Consider the following 22553-nt stretch of genomic DNA (forward strand, 5'->3'; position numbering starts at 1 on the left):
GGAAACATTGTGGGAGTTTAGAAAGCCCCGCCCCAACGCGGGCGCTTTCCGATCAGATAGCGACCGAGATCATCGCTCATAAAACGGTAGCAGGCTTCCGTCCTCGTGAGCGGCATACAGCTGTCCGTCTTTTACTTCGGCTAACTTACCGTACCGAGAGGAAACGATTTCAAAATCTGCCAGGCTGACACCGCCATCTTCGTCCCATATCAAAACGTCTTCTTTTCCAATCCCGAAGCTACGTGCCAGGTCAGCAACAGCAACATTTACGTCCATTCTGGTGACAGCGATATCATGGGCTCTTTTTGTATGAGCCATCTGCTGCTCCTGTTCTGAAAGCTGCGACAATGCAACTTTCCCAGTTTCTTGAGTGTAGTTGTTCCAAGCATAGGCTGTTCCATATTGCGGGTTGCCTTCCCGCGGAACTGACACAAAATCCACAGTTAAGTTCCGTGCTCTCATGCTTGTGCGGATCGACGCCATACGGTTACTGAGTTGGCCCAGAGCGTCCTGGCGGGTGTCAAAAGCAGCCTCGCCAGGTTTCTGTCGAGAGGCCATTGAATCGGCTATCATAAGGCCTTTGTCCAGTCGGTGCTTGTACCCGTATTGAGCGTAAAATCTCAGGCCAGCGTCATGGCGCGCTTGTGACTCTGCCTGCAATTTGGCGCGACGTGCGGTGTCCGTGTAGCGCTCTGCTCTGTCCAGCATTTCGCGCTGTTCCGGAGACACGTCAGACTTGTTGTTGGGGGCCGTTTTTTCAACGGGCCTAGCCTCCGGAACCGTTATTTGGGCCATATCAGCGACCAGACGCATAGTTGTATTTGGCGCTGTCTGAGGTTTGTCCAAGAAAAGCGACAGCGTGTGTTGGCCTAAAGATTGATTTACAAGCATGCTTTCACCTTATCCCATTTCTTATAGGGTGCACTCTTGGGGTGAACTCAACCTTAACGATAGTCTGTTCTTGGCTACATTTTTAGACAATCGGGAAGGGGTCCACGGCCCTCAACGTCAGCTGCAACTGCAGGTCGATAAAGGCGATGCACGATCTGCGCTGGCGGGTTGAAGCAAGGCGATGGGGCTGCTCAACATACGTAATGCATGGAGCAGCCTGCAGCTAGAGACCAGATGTTTGAGCGCGCCGTTCGGACGTGGGCGCAGGGGTGAGACGAAAGGCGTCTATGCAAACACGTGGGTTGGAGAGGAGCGCAGGCCCTGGCCAAGACTGCAGCTCATACCAACGGATCGCTGGCAGGCCCCCCTGCCACAGGCTCAGCCTGAAACGATTGCGATATCGCGTGACAGCTCTGAGAGGATTTCAGCACCGTCTTGGCGCAGGATGACGATCTCCTCCAACCGCACGCCGAAATGACCGGGCAGGTAGATCCCGGGTTCGATGGAAAACACATTGCCCTCTTCCAGCACAACGTTGGAGGTTGCGGTGATATAAGGGGGTTCGTGGACGTCAACGCCAAGCCCATGGCCGGTGCGGTGCAGAAAGTGCTCGCCATAGCCCGCTGCGGTGATCACCTCGCGGGCTGCACGGTCGACATCGGCGGCGACTGCGCCGGGGCGTGCGGCGGCTAGGGCGGCTTGCACCGCTTGTTCCACCACCTGAGCGACATCAAGATAGGCCGGATCCGGCGCGCCGAACCAGCCGCAGCGTGTCATGTCGGAGGGATAGCCCTGCACCCGGCATCCGGTGTCGATCAGAACAGCCATTCCCGGCGACAGGGTGCTGTCTCCGGTGTGGTGGTGCGGGAAGGCCCCGTTGGCACCAAAGCCAACGATGGTGAATTCCGGCTTGGCCCCATTGGCTTTGTAGTGGCTGTGCAGGATCGCCTGTACGTCACGCTCGCTCATCCCGGTTTCGAGGCTGGCAAAAGCCTGTTTCACCGCCGCATCATTAAACAGATGTGCGGCTTTCAAGCTTTGATATTCGCTGTCTTCTTTCACGGCGCGCAGAGCGCCCACCGTGTCGTCGGTGAAGCGATGCTGTGGCGCGTCCAGAGCGCCGAGAAGGCGCAGCGCAAAATCGGCGCGCATGGTTTCATCCAAAACCACCTGCAGACCGGGGCGTTGGGCATCGCAGGCCGCCAGCAGATCTGACAGCGCCTGATCGGGGCCGACATCATCGGACCAGCAGTGGAAGGGCAGATTGGTAGCGCTGCGGGCAGAATCGGCATTCAATTTCGGCATCAGGAAGCCCGCATGGCTTTGGCTGATGATCAGCAATACCGGGCGTTCGTCGCCGTGTGGATTAACGCCGGTGAGCCACATCATATGGCTGGAGGGGCCAAGCACCACCAGATCGGTGTGGGACCGTGTCATCCTTTGGCGCAATCGGGTCAGGCGGGCGTCATAGGGGCTCGGGGATGCGGTCATCTGTTTGGTCCTCCTGATGCGGGTCTCTTGTCCCTTGGCCGAGCCTTGTGGGTCTGGCTGGAATCTATGGTACAGCCTGTGGATGTGCCGCCGACTGGTGCAGAGTTTGTGGCGGCTCCGCGGCGGGAGGTCAACCGTCTGGAAATGACTGCGGTTTTTCTGTCTGCCCCCGTTGGTGGGGCGCGCGTTGATCTGGCGTGCCACAGCTGGGTTTCGGGGGCATCTGCAGCCTGTGATTCATGAGTTGGAAACCATTTATTCACCCATGGGTTGTTTAAATGTGTTGGGTAGAGGAGGTTCTCTGCATGAAAACGGACCTGGGAATAGGCGATGTTTCTGGTCACGGGCGATTGCCTGCATCTGTGCCGGACCAAATGCGGCGCAGGTCACGGCGCGCGTGCGACCAACGGGCCCCGCGCGGTGAGAAGTCGGCAGGTGCAGTTACCTGCGCTGGGTGCCACTGCACTGACAGGCGCGGGTGTTGGTGCCTATGAGACCCTGCATCCAGATACTTGCCGCTGTCGGTGCCCCCCTTGGTCTGTTGCCCTTGTTCCTGCGTTTATGCGGTGCCCATGTCCGGGTGCAGCATGTGGGTTTTGCCGCCGGATCGATGCCTGCGGCACAGTCGGGCCCGTTGCTGCAGGATGTCGACGGGTTGATTGTTTGTGGCGACACCACGGCAGGGGCCTGCGAACCGGGCCGAGACCCCGACAGTTGGCTTGCGGCACTGCGAGAGGCTGCGAAGGGGCGGATGCCGGTTTTGGCGCTGGACGGCGGTGGCCAATGGTTGACGCTGGCGCGCGGTGGCACGCTTCATCCCGATGCGGCTGCCCACTATGGCGTTGATCCGCGCCAGCGCAGTCAGACGCGCGCAGCGGTGCAGAGATCGGGTCATGCGGTGAAAATCGCGGCGGATAGCGGGTTGCACCGGCTGACCGAGGTCGAGGAGCTGATGATCCGGGTGCGCAACAATCAGGCGATTGCCACACCCGGCGAGGGGTTACAGAGCGTTGCACAGGATTGGCGTGGCCGGATTTTTGCGGTTGAGGATCCGCATCATCCCTTTTGTTTGGGGGTGGACTGGGCGCCGCATCTGGCCCTGCATCAGCGATCGCAGCGCCGTCTCCTGCAGGCTTTTGTTCGGGCTGCATCAGCCGTGGATCCGGACGCCGATATAGCGATGCGCGAACGCGCCTGATCTGCGAGACAAATCCGGGGCTAAAACACACCAGCACAGGCGCAAAATGCAAAACGCCCGGGACTGCCCCGGGCGTTTTTTGTTGTCTGCTGGATCAAAGATCAGCCAATGATCGCGTTCAATGTGCTGCTGGGGCGCATGACAGCAGCGGTTTTGGCCGGATCCGTGTGGAAGTACCCTCCGAGATCCGCAGCCTGGCCTTGAACAGCGGCCAGTTCGGACAGGATCGCCTCTTCCTGCGCGGCCAGATCCGCTGCGATCGGGGCAAAATGTGCTGCCAATTCGGCATCATCACCCTGAGCAGCCAGCGCTTCGGCCCAGTAGCGCGCGAACCAGTAGTGGCTGGCACGGTTGTCGGGCTCACCCACTTTGCGCGAGGGGGAGCGGTTGTGGTCCAGAATGCCCTGTGTTGCGGCCTCTGCGGCGGCACCCAGAACGCCCGCTTTGGCGTTGCCCTTGCTGTCGGCGAGGAAGTTCAGCGATTCCCCCAGGGCGCAGAATTCACCCATGGAGTCCCAGCGCAGGTGGTTTTCTTCAACCAACTGCTGGACGTGCTTGGGCGCGGATCCACCGGCACCGGTTTCAAACAGACCACCGCCGTTCATCAGTTTCACAATCGACAACATCTTGGCCGAGGTGCCCAGTTCCAAGATAGGGAACAGGTCGGTCAGATAGTCGCGCAGCACGTTGCCGGTGATGGCGATGCTGTCCTTGCCTGCGGTGATGGTTTTCAGCGACTGGGCTGTTGCCTCACGCGGGGCCAGGATCTGGAACAGGTCGGCCTTGCGTGCCGCTTCCAGCGCTGGGGTTACATATTTGATCAGCTCGGCGTCATGGGCGCGGTTTGCATCCAGCCAGAAGATCGCCTCAGAGCCGGTCAGACGCTGACGGTCCATCGCCAGTTCGATCCAGTTTTCGATCGGGGCCTTCTTCACGGTGCAGGACCGCCAGATGTCACCTGCCTCGACCTCATGGGCGTGCAGCGTTTCGCCGTTGGCCAGCACGATGCGGATGGTGCCATCCGCAGGCGCCTCGAATGTGGTGGGGTGGGAGCCGTATTCCTCGGCCTTTTGTGCCATCAGGCCAACGTTTGCAACGGACCCTGCAGTGGTCACATCCAGCGCGCCGTTGGCTTTGAAGAAGTTGATGGTTTCGTCATAGACGGTGGAATAGCAGCGGTCGGGGATCACGCAGTTGGTGTCGCCCTTGGCGCCGGTTTCATCCCAGCCTTTGCCGCCCGCACGGATCACCGCAGGCATGGAGGCGTCGATGATCACATCGGATGGCACGTGCAGGTTGGTGATACCTTTGTCGCTGTCGACCATATACATGGACGGACGGTCCAGTGCAGCGATCTCTGCTTTGATGGCATCGGCGTTGTCCATGCCGTCAATGGTTGCCAGAACCGCACCCAGACCGGAGTTTGCCGAGCCGCCAGCCGCTTCGATGGCAGCGCCGTGCTGATCCCAGACTGGGCCCAGCCATGCCTTCACTGCGTGGCCAAAGATGATCGGGTCAGAGACCTTCATCATGGTGGCCTTCATGTGCAGCGAGAACATGGTGCCGTCTGCTTTGGTGTCTTCAATCGCAGCAGCAAGGAAGGCACCCAGCGCTTTGGCCGACATGAAGGTTGCATCGGCAACTGTGCCGTCTTCCAGCGGCCAGCTGTCTTTCAGAACGGTGACTGCGCCATCTTTGCCAACGAATTCGATCTTCGCGTTACCGGCCTGGGCTGCAGAAATGGTGGCAGAGACTTCATTGGCATAGAAATCATTGCCTGGCATCGACGACACTTTGGTTTTGCTGTCGGCAGACCATGCGCCCATCGAATGGGGATTGTTCTGGGCGAAGTTCTTCACCGCCTTGGCAGACCGACGGTCGGAGTTGCCTTCGCGCAGCACCGGGTTCACGGCGGACCCTTTGATGCCATCATACCGTGCGCGGATCTCTTTTTCCGCATCAGTTGCCGGATCTGCCGGATAGTCCGGAACCGCAAAACCCTGCGCCTGCAGCTCTGCAATCGCCGCGGTCAGCTGTGGCACAGAGGCGGAGATGTTTGGCAGTTTGATTACATTGGCTTCTGGGGTTTTCACCAGTTGCCCCAGCTCCGCCAGATCGTCGCTCTGCTGCTGCTCGGTGCTCAGCGCATCGGCAAAGGTCGCGAGGATGCGGCCCGCCAGCGAAATATCCTTGGTGCCGACAGACACACCAGCCGCCGATGCGAAGGAACGGATGATCGGCAGGAGCGAGGCGCTGGCCAGTTCTGGCGCTTCGTCTACAATGGTATACAAAATGTCTGGGGTCGAATTTTCTGCCATAGTTCACAACCTTTTTTCAGCGATATTGGAAACTGGGGTAAGCGGTCAAGCGCCGCACCGGATGGATGGGGGGCCGCATCCCGGCCCTGTCGGGCGACATGAACGAAACGCGCAGCAGATCCCGTGGGACAAACGCTGGCAGATCCGCAGGGAGCAGCCATGTGTATGGTCCCCCGTGTAAAACAGCTGACGCGCTGACGCAATTGGCTGCTGCGGCATATTGGGATGCATATTGCCGCGGTTTTGAGTTTTTTGGCGCATTTCCGTGCCGATTGGCTCCAATTGGCAGCTCTCACATGGTCATAACAGGCACATCGCAGCAGGAGACCACACGACTCAGTGCCCCGTTGCCAGTGTCCCGTTGCCAGTGTCTCGTGCCTGTGTGGCGCAGCCACCGCCGCAGGATACGTTGACGCCAATGGGCGGCTCTGTCACTTCTGCAACTCAATCCCTTGGTGTGGCCAGCCTGGCCGCACTCTGCGATCTTCCTGTGATGTTCAAAGGACGGCCTGTCATATGACTTTGCGTTTTCTTCATTGCTCTGATCTGCACCTTGGCAAAAGGTTCGGGCAGTTCGACGAAGACACCCGCGCCGCCCTGCAATTGGCGCGGCAGGCCAGCCTGGATCAGATTGCAAACATCGCACAGCGCGAAACGGTCAGCCATGTGCTGGTCGCAGGCGATACTTTTGACACTGAAACGCCGTCCTCTCGGGTGATCCGGCAGGCCCTGGCCAGCATGGCCAGTGTAGTGGACGTGCAGTGGTGGATCATTCCCGGCAATCACGACAGTGGCGCGGCAGAGCCGCTTTGGGCGGAAATGGCACGGCACAAATCAGCCAACGTACATCTGCTGTTATCGGCCGAGCCGGTGCATATGGCGGCAGGTGCCACGCTGCTGCCTGCGCCTTGCATGCGCCGCTTTGCTGGTCATGACAGGACCGCGTGGATGGATCAGGCGCCCAGCCCCGATGGGGATCTGCGCATTGGTCTGGCCCATGGAGCGGTGTTGGATTTTGATCGCGACCAGAGTGGTGCGGAAACCATTGCGTCGGACCGGGCCAAGACCGCGCGGCTCGACTATCTGGCGCTTGGCGACTGGCATGGGGAGTTCGAGCTTGATGCGCGCAGCCGCTATTGCGGCACGCCAGAACGCGACCGGTTCAAACACGCAGGTCGTGGGGGCTGTTTGCTGGTGGAACTGGACGCGCCAGGCCGGCCGCCACGGGTGCGTCGCATCGAAACGGGCCAGTTTGATTGGTGTGATCTGACGCTAGAGTTGACATCGCTTTCGGATGTCGCGGCAGAGGTGCAGCGGATCTTGCCTGCCGAGCGCGCCGAGTGGACCCGAACGCTGATCCGCCTGCAGGCCCGCGGTTGGGTCAGTGCGGCGCAGCATGCAGCCCTGATGGATCTGGCGGCAGAGGTTGCCCCGGCGTTTCACCATCTCAGCCTCGATACATCGGCCCTGCAGATCGAACACAGGGCCGAGGATCTGGACCAGATCGCCCGCAGCGGCGCCTTGCGGGTCGCGGCAGAGCAGCTGCTGGCCGACAGTCAGAACACTGTCGCCGCAGAGCCAGAACGGGCCGTGGCTGCAGCGGCTTTGAACCGGCTCTATGCCTTCGTGCGAAAGGACGCGGAATGAAGCTGACGTCGATCAGGCTGCAGAATGTCCGCCGGTTCAGCGACCCGGTTGAAATCGCGGGGATCAGCCCGGGGCTCAATCTGCTCAGTGCGCCGAACGAACAGGGCAAATCCACCATCTTTGATGCGCTGCATGCGCTGTTTTTCAAAGACGCCAAATCCTGGGACAAGGATATTCGCGCACTGGCGCCGCATGCCGGTGGTGACCCGGACATCTCGGTTACGCTCATGCATAATGAGGCAGAGTACCGGGTGGCGAAGACCTTTACCAAATCCGCAGGCAAAGGCAGCGCCAAGATCTGGCAGGATGGCACGTTGATCCATCAGGCCGACGCGGCAGAGGCCTGGCTGCGCGATCTCATCACCGCTCCCAAAGATGACGGTCCCGCCGCCATGCTGTGGGTGCGTCAGGGGTTGACCGATTTCGCCGATGCCAAAGACACGCTTGGCGCGCGGCGCGATTTGATGTCCTCGCTCAGCGGTGAAATCGGCACGATCACTGGCGGGCAGCAAATGGAACGGCTGCGGCGGCAGGTGAAAGCGGATCTGGATCGCCAGATCACCACCCGTGGCAGCGCGCGCAAAGGCGGCAGCCTGGCCGAGGCCGAGGCGCGTTTGGCGGACCTGGTCGATCAGGAAATGCAATTGGACCATCAGGTGCGGGATCTGCGCGATCTGCTGGATCAACGCAGCCGATTGCGCCGTGAACAGGCCGATTTGCAGGACCCTGACGAGATTGCGGCCCGCCGCCACCGCCTGCAGGAGGCCGAAGAGGCCCTCGCCACGGCCGAGCAGCATCGCGAGAGCTGCGATCGCGCCGCCCATGCGCTGGAGCTGGCACAATTGCGCGCCGATCAGCAAAAAGGCCAGATTGACACGCTGGCTGCGCAACTCACCGAACATCACCGCGCCCGCGCAGCGGTGGCCGAAACCGTGCAACTGCTCGCGACGGCTGACGCCAAGGCCAAGGACTGGGCTGACAAGCTGCAAACCGCAGAGCAGGCGGTGACGCAGACCCGGCAGGATGTGGCGATTGCCCGCCAAGCGGTGGCCGCCGCGATGCAATGGGAAACCGCCCGAATGGCTGCGGCGCGCCGGCGCGAACTAACCCAGCGACTGACAGAGTATGACCGGCAGCAGGCGGCGCTGACGACAGATCGCCAGCAGGCGGGGCAGGGGCCTGATGCGGCGACCATGGCACAGCTTGACGAACTGGCGTCCACCCTGCGCCTGGCGCGCCAGTCCCGCGATGCGGCGGCAGCGACCCTGTCGGTGCGCTATCATCCGGGTGCTGCGCTGCAATTGCAGCTGAACGGGGTGCCGCTGGCGGATGGGGCAGAGAGGGCGCTGGCAGATCGAGCCACGTTGGAAGTGCCGGGGATCGCCACCGTGACGCTGCAACCCGCGCGGTCCGCAGACGCTGATGCGGTGCCAGGTGCGGCGGCTGCACTGAATGCAGCCCTGTCCGACGCGGGATACGACAGTGTCGAGGCTGCGCGCGCCGCTCACCAGGACCGGCAGCAGGCTGCGCGACGATTGCAGGATGGCGAAACCACGCTTGCCCTCTTGGCCCCGAAGGGGCGTGAGGCGCTGCTGGCAGAGCGCGACGCGTTGCCCCTGCCACCCTCCGGGGGCGGTATGTCCGGGGCCGCTGCGCCCGATGTTGGTGACGCAGATAGCGTTGAGGCTGATAACGCCGAGGCTGATAGCGGTGGTGGACCTGGGCCCGACCGCTCCGCTCTGGAGGCGCAATTGGCGCAGACAGAACAGGCACAAAGCACGGCAGAGGCCACGCAACTCGCCACACGCAGCCAATATGACAGGGCCCGCGACGCGGGCCAAACCGCCCGCGCCAAAGCCGAAGCCGCCGCCGCCGACCTGACCCGTGCGGAGGCGGGCCTCCCTGATGTTGCAGCGGCAGAGCAGCAACTGGCCGATCTGCAGAACGAATTGCCCACGCGTCAGGCCGCTGTGGCTGCGGCAGATCAACAGCTGGCGGCATTGCGGGCTGCGGCACCGGACCTTGAGCAGGCGCAGGCCACCGCACAGCGGGCGCGCTCAATCCAGCAGTCGGCGCATCAGCGATTGCAGGCGCTGACCCAGGATCTGGCGGTTCTGGACACCAAAATCGAACATCACGCCAGCCATGCGGTGGAAGAACAACTGGCCGAAATCCGCGATCAGCGGGCGGCGCAGGAAACCGCTCTGGCCGCCATCCGGTTTGAGATTGCAACCCTGCAGCGTCTGGATCAGGCGTTGGATCAGGCGCAGGCCGGAGCCCAGGCGCAGTATCTTGGCCCGTTGATGCACGAGCTGAAACCCTTGGTGCGCAGGCTCTGGCCAGAGGCCGAGTTGCAGGTCAACGCCGACAGTGTTCTGCCGGAGCATCTGGGACGCGGTGTGGTGCAGGACAGCATCGACCAGCTGTCCGGTGGCACGCAGGAACAGCTGTCGCTGCTGGTGCGGCTGGCATTTGCGCGGCTGTTGGCAAAATCCGGGCAGGCCATTCCGGTGATCCTGGATGACGCTTTGGCCTATACCGATGACAGCCGGATCGAGGCGTTGTTTGATGCGCTCACCTTGCAGGCCGATGAGCTGCAGATCCTGGTGTTTTCTTGCCGGCAAAAGAGCTTTCGCAACCTTGGTGGCACCCATCTGGCCATTCGCGCGGCCGCATCAGAGTAGCGCTGCGAAAGACCGGCGGTTGCCGCGTTGCGCAGTGGTTCCCTGTGAAACGCGAACCTAAACACGGTCGCTGCTGCGGTCTTCAGTCGCGCAGCTCGTCCGGTTTGACGCCCCACAGTTTGCCTTTTGGCGCCCAACCGCGGTAGCCGCCTGCAGAAATCGAGCACCAGTCCCGCTCGCAGCTGCCAAGCCGGGCCACAACCCCCATTTCAAACGCCGCAGTGACCGGCGCGTTGGGGTTCGGGTGGGCATGCACTGTCAGCATGTCCTCTTCGACCAGCACAGTCCGGGCGCCGGACAACAGCGCATAGTGCACCCAGCCGCCTGCGCCATCACGGTCCCGCACGCGCCGCCAATGGCCGTATTCCGCGGTGATTTCCAGCGGCATGCCGCGCCGTTTGAACACCCAATCGATCTTGTGGGTCAAAGACGGCCCCCGACGCACATTGCCTTCGGCGGCTTTCATGGACACAAACCGTGGCAATGGCAGGTTGGTGACCTGTCCCCGCGCGCCTTTGGCGGCGACGGGCGCTGCCTGGCTCGCGGCGATCACAGCAATCACCATCGCACACACACCGGCCAGAATGGGCCGCCGGAAAAAGGGCGTTACAATTGTCACTGCCTGCTCGTTTCTTTCTGTCGCTCTTGTTTGCCTGTTTAAACCGGATCTCTGGCTGTTCGGGCCTGTCTTTGTAATGCGGCCCCTTGTCAGGCACCGACGGTGTGCCGATGCCCATGGTCTGTGCCCGGGTCAGCGGCAGCTGCAAAGAAAGCCCAATCCAGAGCGACCGGTGAGCGGGATGGTTCTTGTGCCCGCCCGCGTCCTGAGCCACGATGCCAAAAGGGACAAAAATTGCAATGGTGAGGGAGACCAGCAGTGGCAAGAGAACGTCTGAGTGTTGTTGTAACGCGACGGTTGCCGGAGCCAGTGGAAACCCGGTTGAGCGAATTGTTCGATGTGCGCCTGCGCGATGATGATCGCCCGATGACACGGGCAGAGCTGACGGCGGCGGTCAAAGAGGCTGATGTCCTGGTGCCCACGGTCACCGATACCATTGATGCAGGGCTTTTGGGGCAGGCAGGCGATCAGCTGCGATTGATTGCGAATTATGGCGCCGGGGTGGACCATATCGATGTGGCCACGGCCCGCCAGCGGGGCATTCTGGTGTCCAACACCCCTGGTGTGCTGACCGACGATACTGCGGATATGGCCATGGCGCTGATCATGGCGGTGGTGCGCCGCATCCCCGAGGGGCTTGCGATCATGCAAAAGGGCGAGTGGGACGGTTGGTCGCCGACGGCGTTGCTGGGCGGGCGTCTAGCTGGTCGGCGTCTTGGCATTCTGGGCATGGGGCGCATTGGTCAGGCCGTGGCCCGACGGGCCGCTGCGTTTGGAATGCAGGTGCATTATCACAACCGTCGCCGCCTGCGGCCAGAGATCGAAGACCGCTACGAGGCGACCTATTGGGAAAGCCTTGATCAGATGGTCGCGCGCATGGATGTGATGTCGATCAACTGCCCCTCGACGCCATCGACCTTTCATCTGATGAACGCGCGGCGGCTAAAGCTTATGAAACCAGACGCCGTGATCGTGAACACCTCCCGTGGTGAGGTGATCGACGAAAATGCGCTGACCCGGATGTTGCGCGCGGGTGAGATCGCGGGCGCTGGGCTGGATGTCTACGAACACGGCACCGACATCAATCCCCGCCTGCGGGAGTTGGACAATGTTGTGTTGCTGCCGCATATGGGGTCCGCCACCTGGGAAGGGCGTCTGGAAATGGGCGAAAAGGTCCTGCTGAACATCAAGACCTACGAGGACGGTCACCGTCCGCCCGATCAGGTCGTGCCCTCAATGCTCTGACAGGTTCAATACTCTGGCAGGGTGATGTTCCGGCGGGGTGATGCGTTCACAGGGTCGAAAATCCGCCGGTTTCACCCGTGTCTGCGGATTTTCCTGTTCACGCGCCTGCTTTCCCCTAAGTTGAGTGGCACCAATTTTGGTGCCATTTTACGATAAGGTAGAACAGGATGCGTTATTCAGCATTTCTATTAAGCGTTATTGCTGCCGGCGCGGTGCAGGCGCAGGAGGCCGCCGATGCCGTCGCGCCCGAAGGGGCTGCAGCCACAGTTGCTCAGAACTTTGCCGAGATCAGCCCGCAGGTCGCTGCCGCGCTTGAAGCCAAAGCCGCCGGTCGCCCGGTTTCTGCGGACAATTGGATGGTGGCAGCTGCCAATCCGCTTGCGGTGAATGCAGGCGCCAAGGTGCTGCGGGCCGGTGGTACCGCTGCGGATGCCATGGTTGCGGTGCAAAGCGTTCTGGGCCTGGTTGAACCACAATCCTCCGGTCTGGGCGGTGGCGCATTTCTGGTCTGGTATGATGCCGCAACCGGCGAAGTCACGACCCTGGATGGCCGCGAAACCGCGCCGTTGGCGGCCACGCCACGCCTGTTTCAGGATGAAAATGGCGAACCGATGAAATTCTTTGATGCGGTGGTTGGCGGCCGCTCTGTCGGCACGCCCGGCACGCCCGCCCTGCTGGAGGCGGCGCATCGCAAATGGGGACGCGCCAATTGGACCGGGCTCTTTGACGATGCCATCGCCTTGGCCGAGGGTGGCTTTGCGGTCTCGCCCCGCCTGGCCGGGCTGATCGCCCGCGACGCAGAGCGCCTGTCGCGCTGGCCTGACACAGCAGCCTATTTCCTGCCCGGTGGCGCGCCACTGGCAGAAGGCAGCACATTGACCAATCCCGCCTACGCCGAAACTCTGCGCCATCTCGCGACAAACGGTGCGCAAGGTTTCTACACCGGACCGGTGGCCGAAGCGATCACCCAGGCGGTGCGCGGTGCTGAAGGCAACCCAGGGCTGTTGTCGGCCATGGATTTGGCGCTTTACGAGGTGAAAGAACGCCCAGCGGTCTGTGTCACCTACCGCGCCTTCGAAGCCTGCGGCATGGGCCCACCTTCCTCGGGTGCGCTGACAGTGGGGCAAATCCTGGGCACGCTCGGTGGCTATGATCTTGCAGCGCTGGGCGCAGACAGCACCGAGGCCTGGCGCTTGATCGGCGACGCCTCGCGCCTCGCTTTTGCGGATCGGGGTCGCTACATGGCGGACAGCGATTTTGTGCCTGTGCCAACCAAGGGTCTAGTTGAGCCTACCTATCTGGCGGAACGCGCAACCCTGCTGTCCGGCAGCACCGCACTGGACGAGGTGGCCCCGGGCAATCCAACCTTTGATCACGCGCTGAACCTGGCCGATGACGAATCCATCGAGTTCCCGTCGACGTCGCATATCTCCATCGTGGATCAATACGGCAATGTGCTGTCGATGACGACCACCATTGAAAACGGCTTTGGCTCGCGGGTGATGGCGGCGGGGTTCCTGCTCAACAACGAATTGACCGATTTCTCCTTCCGCACCCATCGTGACGGCGTTCCGATTGCCAACCGGCTGGAGCCGGGCAAACGGCCGCGCTCGTCGATGGCACCGACAATCGTGCTGAAAGATGGCAAACCGGCGCTGGCCGTTGGCTCTCCCGGCGGCAGCCGTATTATCGGCTATGTGGCCAAAACCATTATCGCCTGGGCCGATTGGGGCATGGACGTGCAGCAGGCGGTGAACCTGCCACATCTGGTCAACCGGTTTGGTACCTATGATCTGGAAGCGGGCACCGAGGCGACCGCCTTTGAACAGCCGCTGGCCGCATTGGGGTTCGAGGTGAACACCCGCGATCTGACCTCGGGTCTGCATGTCATCGAAATCGGTGACGGTCTCAAAGGCGCAGCAGATCCGCGTCGCGAAGGCATCGCACTTGGTGAATAAGAACTGGGCGAACAAACACCGCGCATAAACGTGGCCAATAAAACAGATGACGCCTGCCTGAGAGGGTGGGCGTTTTCTTTCTGACGGACCTTGATCGCGGTTTGGTGTGAGTGCGGTTTGGTGTTTCCGGTGCTCGCTGCCGTGGCCTTGTATCACCATCGACCGGCCAGCCTGTCTCGCGCAGATACCATCAACTGGGTATTGCTGCCCTGTCCGACTGGGGCATAGGATGCGGGCCAATGGCTGGGTCTGCTGCCCGGTTCTGGCTGGGGAGACAACACCATGGTGCAAGCCACGACACTGCCGCGCAACGAGGCTGGAATCAAAACCGTGATTGCCGCGCTGCAGGCCCAATTCGGCGATCGGCTGCAAACCGGGCAGGCCATCCGCGACCAGCATGGCCACACCACCACTTGGATCCACAATCAGGCGCCGGATGCGGTGGTGTTCCCAACCTCCAGCGCCGAAGTTGCCGACATCATGCGCTGCTGCGCCCAACATGCTGTGCCGGTCATCGCCTTTGGCACCGGTACCTCGCTCGAGGGGCATGTGAACGCGCCCGCCGGTGGCATCTGCATCGACATGATGCGCATGGACAAAATCCTCGCGGTGCATCCCGAAGATCTCGATGTGGTGGTGCAGCCCGGGGTGACGCGCGAACAGCTGAACATCTATCTGCGCGACCAGGGGCTGTTTTTCCCGATTGATCCCGGTGCCAATGCCTCGCTCGGCGGCATGGCCGCGACCCGCGCCTCCGGCACCAATGCGGTGCGCTATGGCACGATGAAAGACAACGTGCTGGCGCTCGAAGCGGTGATGGCCGATGGCGGCATCATTCGCACCGCTCAGCGGGCCAAGAAATCCTCAGCCGGTTATGACATGACGCGGCTCTTGGTCGGCAGCGAAGGCACCCTGGGCCTGATCACCGAACTGACCCTGCGCCTGCAAGGCATTCCGGAGGCCATCCGCTCGGCGCGCTGTGCCTTCAACACCGTCGACGAAGCCTGCCAGGCGGTGATGACGACGATCCAATATGGCATCCCCGTCGCCCGGATCGAACTGTTGGATCAGCTCAGCGTGCGCGCAGCCAATGCTTATTCGGGTCTGGACCTGCCAGAAGTGCCACTGCTGCTTCTGGAGTTCCACGGCTCCGAAGCGGGTGTGGTCGAACAAAGCAACATGTTCGCAGCCATCGCAGAGGAGTTTGGTGGTTTTGACACGGTGGCCACCTCCACCGCAGAGGAACGCACCAAGCTATGGCAGGCCCGCCACGACATGTATTGGGCGTGCCTGCAGCTGCGCCCGGGTGCGAAGGGCATTTCCACGGATGTCTGCGTGCCGATCTCCCGCCTGGCGGAGTGCGTCAGTGCGGCCCGCGCCAAGGCGGAGGATCTGGGCTTGCTTGCGCCGATGGTGGGCCATGTGGGCGATGGGAATTTTCACGCGCTGCTGCTGATCGATATGGATAGTGCCGAGGAACGCGCCAAGGCGGACGAATATGTCGGCTGGCTCAATGAACTGGCGATCTCCATGGAGGGCACCTGCACCGGGGAACACGGGATCGGCCAGGGCAAACGACCCTATCTGACCCAGGAGCTGGGAGAGACCACCCGCTATATGGCCGTAATCAAGGCAGCGCTGGACCCCGACAATATCCTTAACCCCGGTAAGATACTGGAGCTGTAAGCGGCTGTTCCTTGGCGCATCTTTGTTCAAGGTCTTGTAGCCAAGCATCGTTGGAGTTGCGCGCGATGGTCATGCCTCAAAATTGCCCGAATGGCGGTTTATTCAATCTTTAATTGTTTTGCCTGTGTCGAGATTTCGTATGGGACTGAAGACACTTACAGGATTCGCGCTGGTCTGCGGGCTGGTGCTTGTCGGCGTGGATTACGACCGCCAACTCCGTCTGCGCGGAGCCGAATGGGGTGGGCTGTCGCTGCAGGGCTATGCCGCTTTGTTGCAGCAGCGCGTAACCGGTGGAGCGCAGGCCTCGGCGGCAGAGGATCCGACGGCGCCCCGATTGGTTTCAGCAAACCCAGACAGATCCGTCGCAGAAGACCGCATCGCCCGGCACCTGCCACAGATCGAAACAGCGTCGGGTGAAAACCGCGGCACCTTGCTGCAAAGCATGGTGAACGGTGTGGCCAGCGGCGTGTCGCGCAATCTGCCCGGAAGCGATTTGTTCGGAACCGTTGGTGCGCTTCTGGACGCCGAGGGACCGACCACATTGGGTGCAGAGATTGACCCAGAGACGGGCGCAGACCTTGGCCCCAATGCGCAACCAGGCCTGAGTGCGCAACCAGGCCTCAATGCGCAGCCTCGCCCAGCTGCGGTGACCGTGCGCCGTGGGGGCGAAGCCTTCGTGGGGCGCACCGTGACGGGTGCTGGCAAAATCTGTGTCCGCCGGGCCGGATCGCTGATGTGCGATTGAGGTCTGCTGCGTCATAGCGGCGGTTACACTGGCGCCGCGCGGCTGCGTGGGGCATGACCCAGCCCACACCAAACCCCGCATAGGTCACCAAACACCCCAGCGGTCCGAAGGATCGCAAGAATTGTCTCTTTCCTCGCGCAAGGGACGTGCTTAGCTCTGCCTCAACACCAAGACACGGAGGCACCACCATGGCAGTTGGACATTTTATCTGGACGGATCTGTCCACCTTTGATCTGCCCCAGGCCCGGCGGTTTTACAGCGCGCTGTTTGATTGGTCCTTCGGCGGGGCGGACGACTATGATTTTGCCGTCTCCGCTGATCAGCCGCGGGCGGCGATCTTCCCGATGCCAGCGGCTTTGGTGAAGATCAACATGCCGTCGTTTTGGATGTCCTATGTCGAAGTGGCAGACCTCGACGCCAGCGTTGCCATTGCCCGCGCCCATGATGGGGTCATCATCGAGATCGAGCCGCAAGCGTTTGACGCGCAAACACGGATCGCCCTGGTGCGTGATCCGGCAGGCGCGGGGTTCACCATGGTCGAAGGTCCGGGTCTACGCCCGCCAACAGGCATGATTCAGGGGGAGGCAGTTCAACTGGGTGATGTGTTGCGGCGCTATCATCATCTGCCGGATATTGCGCAAATATCTGGCTTTTATGGCGATCTCTTTGGCTGGCGGTTCGACAAGATCAGCAACAGCCCGTGGCCCGTCTATGACATCCGTCACCCTGACGGCAGTCTTGTGGCCCAGGCCGAAGAGGTGCCCGAAGACATCCGCGGCAAGTTCCGGTACTGGATGCCGTGTTTTGCCGTGCCCTCCCTGGGGCTGAGCCAGCAGATCGTGGCGGCGCAGCAGGGCGAGGTGACTGTGGATCTCGCCGATGGCCGCTTGATGGTCGCGGACGAGCAGGGGGCGACCTTCATGGTGCAGGCTGATGCGGGTGCGGCGGCGCGGCCCAATCGACCTGCGCAAACCGGCGGTGGCAGCGCAGGCGCAAACGCAACGGGGGCATCCGCAACGGGGTCTGTTCCATGGCGCGCTGCCCTTGGCTTGCTGTGCATCTGGCTGGCGGTGGTTTTTGACCTGCCGTTGTTCTGGGGGCTTTTGTTTTTGATGTGGAGCTGGTCCGCCCTGCGTGCGGGGCGTGCGGATTTCATCGACCCGGTGGACCGCCATCGCAATCCGATCCTGTTCTGGGGCTTATCTGCCACTTGGATCGGTCTGAGCCTCTGGATGATTGGCCAATCGCTGCTGCCTTTGCTGGCGGCGCATTAGCCGGGCGCGCAGGACGCACAGAGCGCAAAGGCCAGCCTAACCAGCGCTATATTTGCAGGGTGTTGCAGGGCAGCGTACGCACGCTTTGGGGATCGCTCAGATTTATCTGCCATAGTGGTGGCTGATCATGATCACGGGTCGGGGTTTGGCACCCCCGGCCACAGGAAACGGGCCCATTGGCACGGGCACGCATCAACCGACGTTCAGCGTACGGCCCGGATCGGGTCGGCCAAATCCGCTTCTGGCGGCCGCCATTTTGCTCTTTATCCCTGCCGCGCAGGGCTGATTGCCCAGACTACCCCAAACGACCAAAGTGGTCCTGGCGTATCGGATCCCACTGAACCGCATACCAGTTGACCAAACCCAGTTAACCAAACCCGGTGACCTGTCCTCCCAGAGGCCACAGGGCCCATGGCTCTGCCGTGGCGCTGGGCCACTGTTCGTGTCATGCCTGTGCCACTGTCTGTGCAACTGCCTGCGCCACGGCCTGTGCAACTGCCTGCCATGTTGGCCCGCGCGATCAGCCGAACCAACTGGTCCGCCAACCGGGGAATCCCCCAGCAGGCTCATCCCGCTTCAAACAAAGGCGAAATACGGCCCACGGATCAGAGAATCCGCCAAATGGGTCCAGAAACCGACAATCAGGCACGCCCTAGGTCGGTTTTGTCATGTTTTGGGTCGGATGGCTTTGGAGCAAAATCGCCAGCCAAGGCATAACACCGGGCAACGAGTCATCATTTCGGGAGAGTGGGCCCATGAAAACCCAAGTCAAAGCATTGGTCGTCGGCGGCGGTGCCGTCGGAACATCCATTGCCTATCACCTGGCCAAGGCGGGATGGGACGATGTGATGCTGATTGAACGGGACGAGCTGACATCCGGCTCCACCTGGCACGCGGCCGGCCTGCTGCCGCTGTTCAACATGTCCTATGCGACCACCCACATCCACCAATACTCCGTCGACTTCTACAAGACTTTGGAAGAAGAAACCGGCCTGAACGCTGGTTTTGCGGTGGTGGGCAACCTGCGCATGGCGCAGACCCAGGAGCGTATGGATGAATATATGCTCTACGCCTCCACAGCGGAAACCTGTGGCGTCAAATACGAATGGCTCACCCCAGATGAGATCAAGGCCCGCTGGCCGCTGATCAACACCGAGGATCTGAAGGGCGCGATCTATCACACCGAAGATGGCTACATCAATCCAGCCGACGTGACCCAGGCGATGGCCAAAGGTGCGCGTCAGCGCGGTGTCGAAATCGTGCGCAAACTGCAGGCCGACGAATACCACTGGACCGGCACCCATTGGGAAGTCACCTGCACGCAGATGGTCGAAAAAGGTGGCAACCTGGTGGAAAGCGACGAGAAAGTCGTGATCACTGCCGAGCACGTCGTCACCGCTTCGGGCAACCACGCACAGCGCACCGCGAAGAAACTGGGCATCAAGATCCCGGCCATTCCGGTGGAACACCAGTTCATCGTCACCGATGTGGACCCAAGCCTGCAGAAATGGCGCGAAGAGGGCAACCCCGAGCACCCCGTTATCCGTGACGCCGATGCGCAATCCTATGTGCGCGAAGAGCGCGGCGGCTGGATCCTGGGCGTCTATGAGAAAAACGCACCGGCCTGCTTTGAACATGGCGTGCCAGACAGCTTCCGTGCCGATCTCTTCCCGCTCGATCTGGAGCGGATCGAAGACCAGTACATGGCGATGATCCACCGGATGCCGTCCTGTGAGGAAAGCGGTCTGAAGGATGATTTCAACGGCCCGATCTGCTACACGCCTGATGGCAACCCGCTGGTTGGTCCTGCACCGGGCCTGCGCAACATGTGGCTGGCGGAAGGCTTCTCCTTCGGCATCACCGCTGCGGGTGGCACCGGCTACTATCTGGCACAGATGATGGTCGACGGCGAAGCCGAGATCGACATGGCCTCGCTGGACCCGAAACGGTATTCCTCCAACTGGATGACCACCGAGTTCGCGGCGCGCAAGAACGAAGAGTGCTACGACCACGTCTACATTCTGCACCACCCCGACGAAGAGCGCCCTGCCGCCCGTCCGCTGCGCACAGCGCCAGCGTTTGATCGCCAAAAAGCCCGCGGTGCCCAGTTCGGTTGGGTCAACGGCTGGGAGCGTCCCAACTACTACGGTCCGCTGGATGCGGCTGAAAACTTCGACGAAGAGAGCCGGTCGTTCCGTCGCGGCAAATGGTGGCAGTATGCCGTCGAAGAGGCCAAGTCGATCCGCGAAGGTGTTGGCCTCATCGACGCAACCGCCTTCACCAAACATGTCGTCAAAGGCCCCGGTGCCACCCAGTTCCTCGACTGGTTCACCTGCAACAAGCTGCCGAAGGTTGGTCGCATCAACCTGACCTACGCTCTGACCGCTTTTGGCACCACCCGCACCGAATACACCATCGTGCGCAACGGCGAGAACAACTACTATCTGGTCTCCGCCGGTGCCTGGTCCGAATATGACGCCGACTTCCTGCGCAAGGCGGCTGAGGACAAGATGGAAGAGTTCGGCTACATCGAAATCCAGGACGTCACCACCCAATGGGGCGTGTTCGCCATCGCAGGACCAAAATCCCGCGATGTGCTGAAAGAGGTGATCGTGGATGCCGATCCGGAAACCGCGCTGTCCAACAAGCGGTTCCCCTGGCTGTCGGCCCGTCAGATCGAACTGGGGATGTGCCCGGTCAATGCGATCCGCGTGGCCTACACCGGTGAGCTGGGCTGGGAGCTGCACCACCCGATCGAGATGCAGAACTACCTGTTCGATCTGCTCGAAAAAGCGGGCGAAAAGCACGGTATGAAGCTGGTCGGTGCGCGGGCTCAGAACTGGCTGCGTCAGGAAAAATCCTACCGTGCCTTCGGCAACGAACTGGGCCGTGACGCCACCCCGCTCGAGGCGGATCTGCCACGCTTTGTCGATCTGGAGAAAGACTTCAACGGCAAGGACAAAATGGTCGAAACCGGTGTGCGCTTCAAATGCTGCACCCTGCTGATCGACGGTCCAAGCGATGCAGACCCCTGGGGTCGCGAAGCGCTCTACACCGAAGATGGCACCCGCGTGGGCCGTCTGACCTCCGGTGGCTACTCCGTGGCCTTCGAGAAGTCGATCGGCATGGGCTATGTGCGTCCCGAGGATGCGGTTGAAGGCACCAAGCTGAAGGTGAAGATCCAGGACAAACTGTGGGATGCGGTCGTCACCTGCGACAGCCCCTATGATCCGAAGAACGAAACCATCCGCGTCAACGGATAATTACCCGGCTCAACTGGCAGTGCGGGGGCTGATGTTCCCGCAATGACCTGATGAAAAAGCCCCGGCCAGATTGGTCGGGGCTTTGTTTATTGGGGCTTTGGTTCCGGTGCGATCAATGTACCGCGGCCGGGGGCAGGCCGTGGGGCGGCGGTGCCGTGGGCGTCCAGAAATCGGCGGTATCCTGTGGCTCTGTCGTATCCTGTGACAGCGCTGCATCCTGCTCATGTGCAGGCACGCTCCACTGCGGCGCAAGCCAGACCGCGCCGGGTTCTGCCAGTCCGGGCTGTGCTGGCAGGGCTGCCTCTGCAGTGGTCTCTGCGGGGGCGGGTGCGATGGTCAGGCTCAGTTCTGCGGCATCATGCTGCGCCAGAACCGCAAGCTCTGCGCCCGGTGTGACCCTGCGGGGGCTGTCCAGCAAAAAGGCCGTCCGCCCCCAATGCCCATCCGAGGCGATGGAATTGTTGACCGAAATGCCCGGTGCCAGCTGCATGTCAAAGGTCACCAGAACCGCATGGGCCGTGCCCGGCATGTTGCAGGTCAATGTGGCGGCCTTGGCCGCAGGCTCAATGCTGGGGCGGGTGAAGTCGAAGGTGAACAAGGGCTGCCCCAGTCCCAGAGAGCGCGGCGGGCTGGCCTCGAACTCGCCGGGCGTCAGCTGCGCCACATTGGCAAAGCGGTGGAAGGCCCGCAGATCAAACCCTTCGGCCACGGGGGGCTGCCATTGTTGCGCCAGATGCGGGGCCTCAATCGGCTGGGCCAGCAGGCGCCCGGATTCGGGGATTGCGCGGGCCGCAGGTTTTGCCAGAGCGGCCATCGCATGGGTCAATGTGGCCAACGCCCCTTCGCCCAACAGCACGGTGTCAACGATTTCGGAAATCACCACATCGGCGGGTCCGGGCATATCCTGGCCCAGCACGATGTCATGCGACCACTTGTTGATCACTGTGATCCGGTCACTCAGCCCGTTGTCGGCGATCACCTGTCGCGCGGCCTGCGCAATCAGCGGCTGTTGCTCGCAGGTATAAACATGGCGCGCTCCGGCCCGCGCCGCCAGCATGGCGGTCAGCCCGGCACCACAGCCGATGTCCAGCACGATGTCACCGGGACGGACCTTGGCCGCGATGGCGGCGGCATAGGCCTCATTGCGGGCCTGATCGGCGAGCATCGGAAAATGCCAGCGCGGCACAAAGGTCTGATAGAGCCGTTCCCGCAGGATCTGCGCTTCGTGGTGGAGCGGATCCTGTGCCAGCGCCGCCTCCAACAGCTCGGAGGTCTGCAGCCCGCCATCAGCGAGAGAGGCGGATTTCGCGCGCGCCACCAGCTGATCGGCTGTTTCGCTCGGCGGTGTGGCCCCGGCGATCAGGGCGTTGGTGGCATCGGTGACAGGCGATTGGGTCTCAAGCAACTTTCAATTTTCCCTTCATTTGAGGCAAATGCGTTGAGGGAACTATCGAAGGGATGCTTCTAATTTTCGGTAAAAGGATGCGGTCTGCGCACAAAGATTTTTGCCGCAGCATGCAGCGGTCATTTCCCG

General features: G+C 61.7%; 14 protein-coding genes. 9 read left to right on the forward strand and 5 right to left on the reverse strand.

The genetic code is table 11. From position 1 onward, the window contains the following. Positions 1-69: 69 nt before the first annotated feature. A complete protein-coding gene (locus tag Q0C28_RS00140) occupies positions 70-891 on the reverse strand; it encodes a hypothetical protein (RefSeq protein WP_293572622.1) in 822 nt (273 codons plus the stop codon). Between the two features lie 378 nt (positions 892-1269). Next, on the reverse strand, positions 1270-2382 hold the full coding sequence (locus Q0C28_RS00145; protein ID WP_293572623.1) for a Xaa-Pro peptidase family protein: 1113 nt from the start codon (positions 2380-2382) through the stop codon (positions 1270-1272). A gap of 547 nt (positions 2383-2929) precedes the next feature. On the opposite strand from Q0C28_RS00145, the gene Q0C28_RS00150 reads away from it, so the two are divergent. Then, a complete protein-coding gene (locus Q0C28_RS00150; RefSeq protein ID WP_293572624.1) occupies positions 2930-3580 on the forward strand; it encodes a gamma-glutamyl-gamma-aminobutyrate hydrolase family protein in 651 nt (216 codons plus the stop codon). Positions 3581-3681: 101 nt separating this feature from the next. Here Q0C28_RS00150 and Q0C28_RS00155 read toward each other — a convergent pair whose 3' ends face one another. Next, complete coding sequence (locus Q0C28_RS00155) at positions 3682-5898, reverse strand: NADP-dependent isocitrate dehydrogenase (RefSeq protein ID WP_293572625.1); 2217 nt, start codon at positions 5896-5898, stop codon at positions 3682-3684. Positions 5899-6414: 516 nt separating this feature from the next. Between Q0C28_RS00155 and Q0C28_RS00160 the strand changes: the two genes are divergently transcribed. After that, positions 6415-7545, forward strand: a complete 1131-nt coding sequence (locus tag Q0C28_RS00160; protein ID WP_293572626.1) for a metallophosphoesterase — start codon at positions 6415-6417, stop codon at positions 7543-7545. Next, positions 7542-10229 carry an AAA family ATPase gene (locus Q0C28_RS00165; RefSeq protein ID WP_293572627.1) on the forward strand — a complete coding sequence of 896 codons (2688 nt, stop codon included), beginning with the start codon at positions 7542-7544 and terminating at the stop codon, positions 10227-10229. The genes Q0C28_RS00160 and Q0C28_RS00165 overlap by 4 nt, the downstream gene beginning before the upstream one ends. Before the next feature lie 82 nt (positions 10230-10311). Here Q0C28_RS00165 and Q0C28_RS00170 read toward each other — a convergent pair whose 3' ends face one another. Beyond that, on the reverse strand, positions 10312-10794 hold the full coding sequence (locus Q0C28_RS00170; RefSeq protein WP_293572647.1) for an SH3 domain-containing protein: 483 nt from the start codon (positions 10792-10794) through the stop codon (positions 10312-10314). Between the two features lie 312 nt (positions 10795-11106). Here Q0C28_RS00170 and Q0C28_RS00175 point away from each other — a divergent pair, with 312 nt between their 5' ends. From Q0C28_RS00175 to Q0C28_RS00200, 6 genes are all read left to right on the forward strand, one after another. Next, the gene (locus Q0C28_RS00175) at positions 11107-12093 is read left to right on the forward strand and encodes a D-glycerate dehydrogenase (RefSeq protein WP_293572628.1); all 987 of its coding nucleotides are present in this window, start codon (positions 11107-11109) and stop codon (positions 12091-12093) included. Between the two features lie 167 nt (positions 12094-12260). Next, complete coding sequence (gene ggt / locus Q0C28_RS00180) at positions 12261-14051, forward strand: gamma-glutamyltransferase (protein WP_293572629.1); 1791 nt, start codon at positions 12261-12263, stop codon at positions 14049-14051. Between the two features lie 282 nt (positions 14052-14333). After that, positions 14334-15737 (forward strand): FAD-linked oxidase C-terminal domain-containing protein, encoded by a 1404-nt coding sequence (locus Q0C28_RS00185; RefSeq protein ID WP_293572630.1) that lies wholly within the window; start codon positions 14334-14336, stop codon positions 15735-15737. Between the two features lie 139 nt (positions 15738-15876). Beyond that, on the forward strand, positions 15877-16482 hold the full coding sequence (locus Q0C28_RS00190; protein ID WP_293572631.1) for a hypothetical protein: 606 nt from the start codon (positions 15877-15879) through the stop codon (positions 16480-16482). A gap of 188 nt (positions 16483-16670) precedes the next feature. Beyond that, positions 16671-17756: a VOC family protein gene (locus Q0C28_RS00195; protein WP_293572632.1), complete on the forward strand. Its 1086-nt coding sequence runs from the start codon at positions 16671-16673 to the stop codon at positions 17754-17756. Between the two features lie 755 nt (positions 17757-18511). Continuing rightward, complete coding sequence (locus Q0C28_RS00200; protein ID WP_293572633.1) at positions 18512-21019, forward strand: FAD-dependent oxidoreductase; 2508 nt, start codon at positions 18512-18514, stop codon at positions 21017-21019. A 112-nt stretch (positions 21020-21131) separates the two neighbouring features. On the opposite strand, the gene Q0C28_RS00205 is transcribed toward Q0C28_RS00200, so the two are convergent. Continuing rightward, a complete protein-coding gene (locus Q0C28_RS00205) occupies positions 21132-22424 on the reverse strand; it encodes a 50S ribosomal protein L11 methyltransferase (RefSeq protein ID WP_293572634.1) in 1293 nt (430 codons plus the stop codon). Positions 22425-22553: the final 129 nt, after the last annotated feature.

It is taken from the genome of Phaeobacter sp., from assembly GCF_022825805.1.
Classification (GTDB): domain Bacteria; phylum Pseudomonadota; class Alphaproteobacteria; order Rhodobacterales; family Rhodobacteraceae; genus Phaeobacter.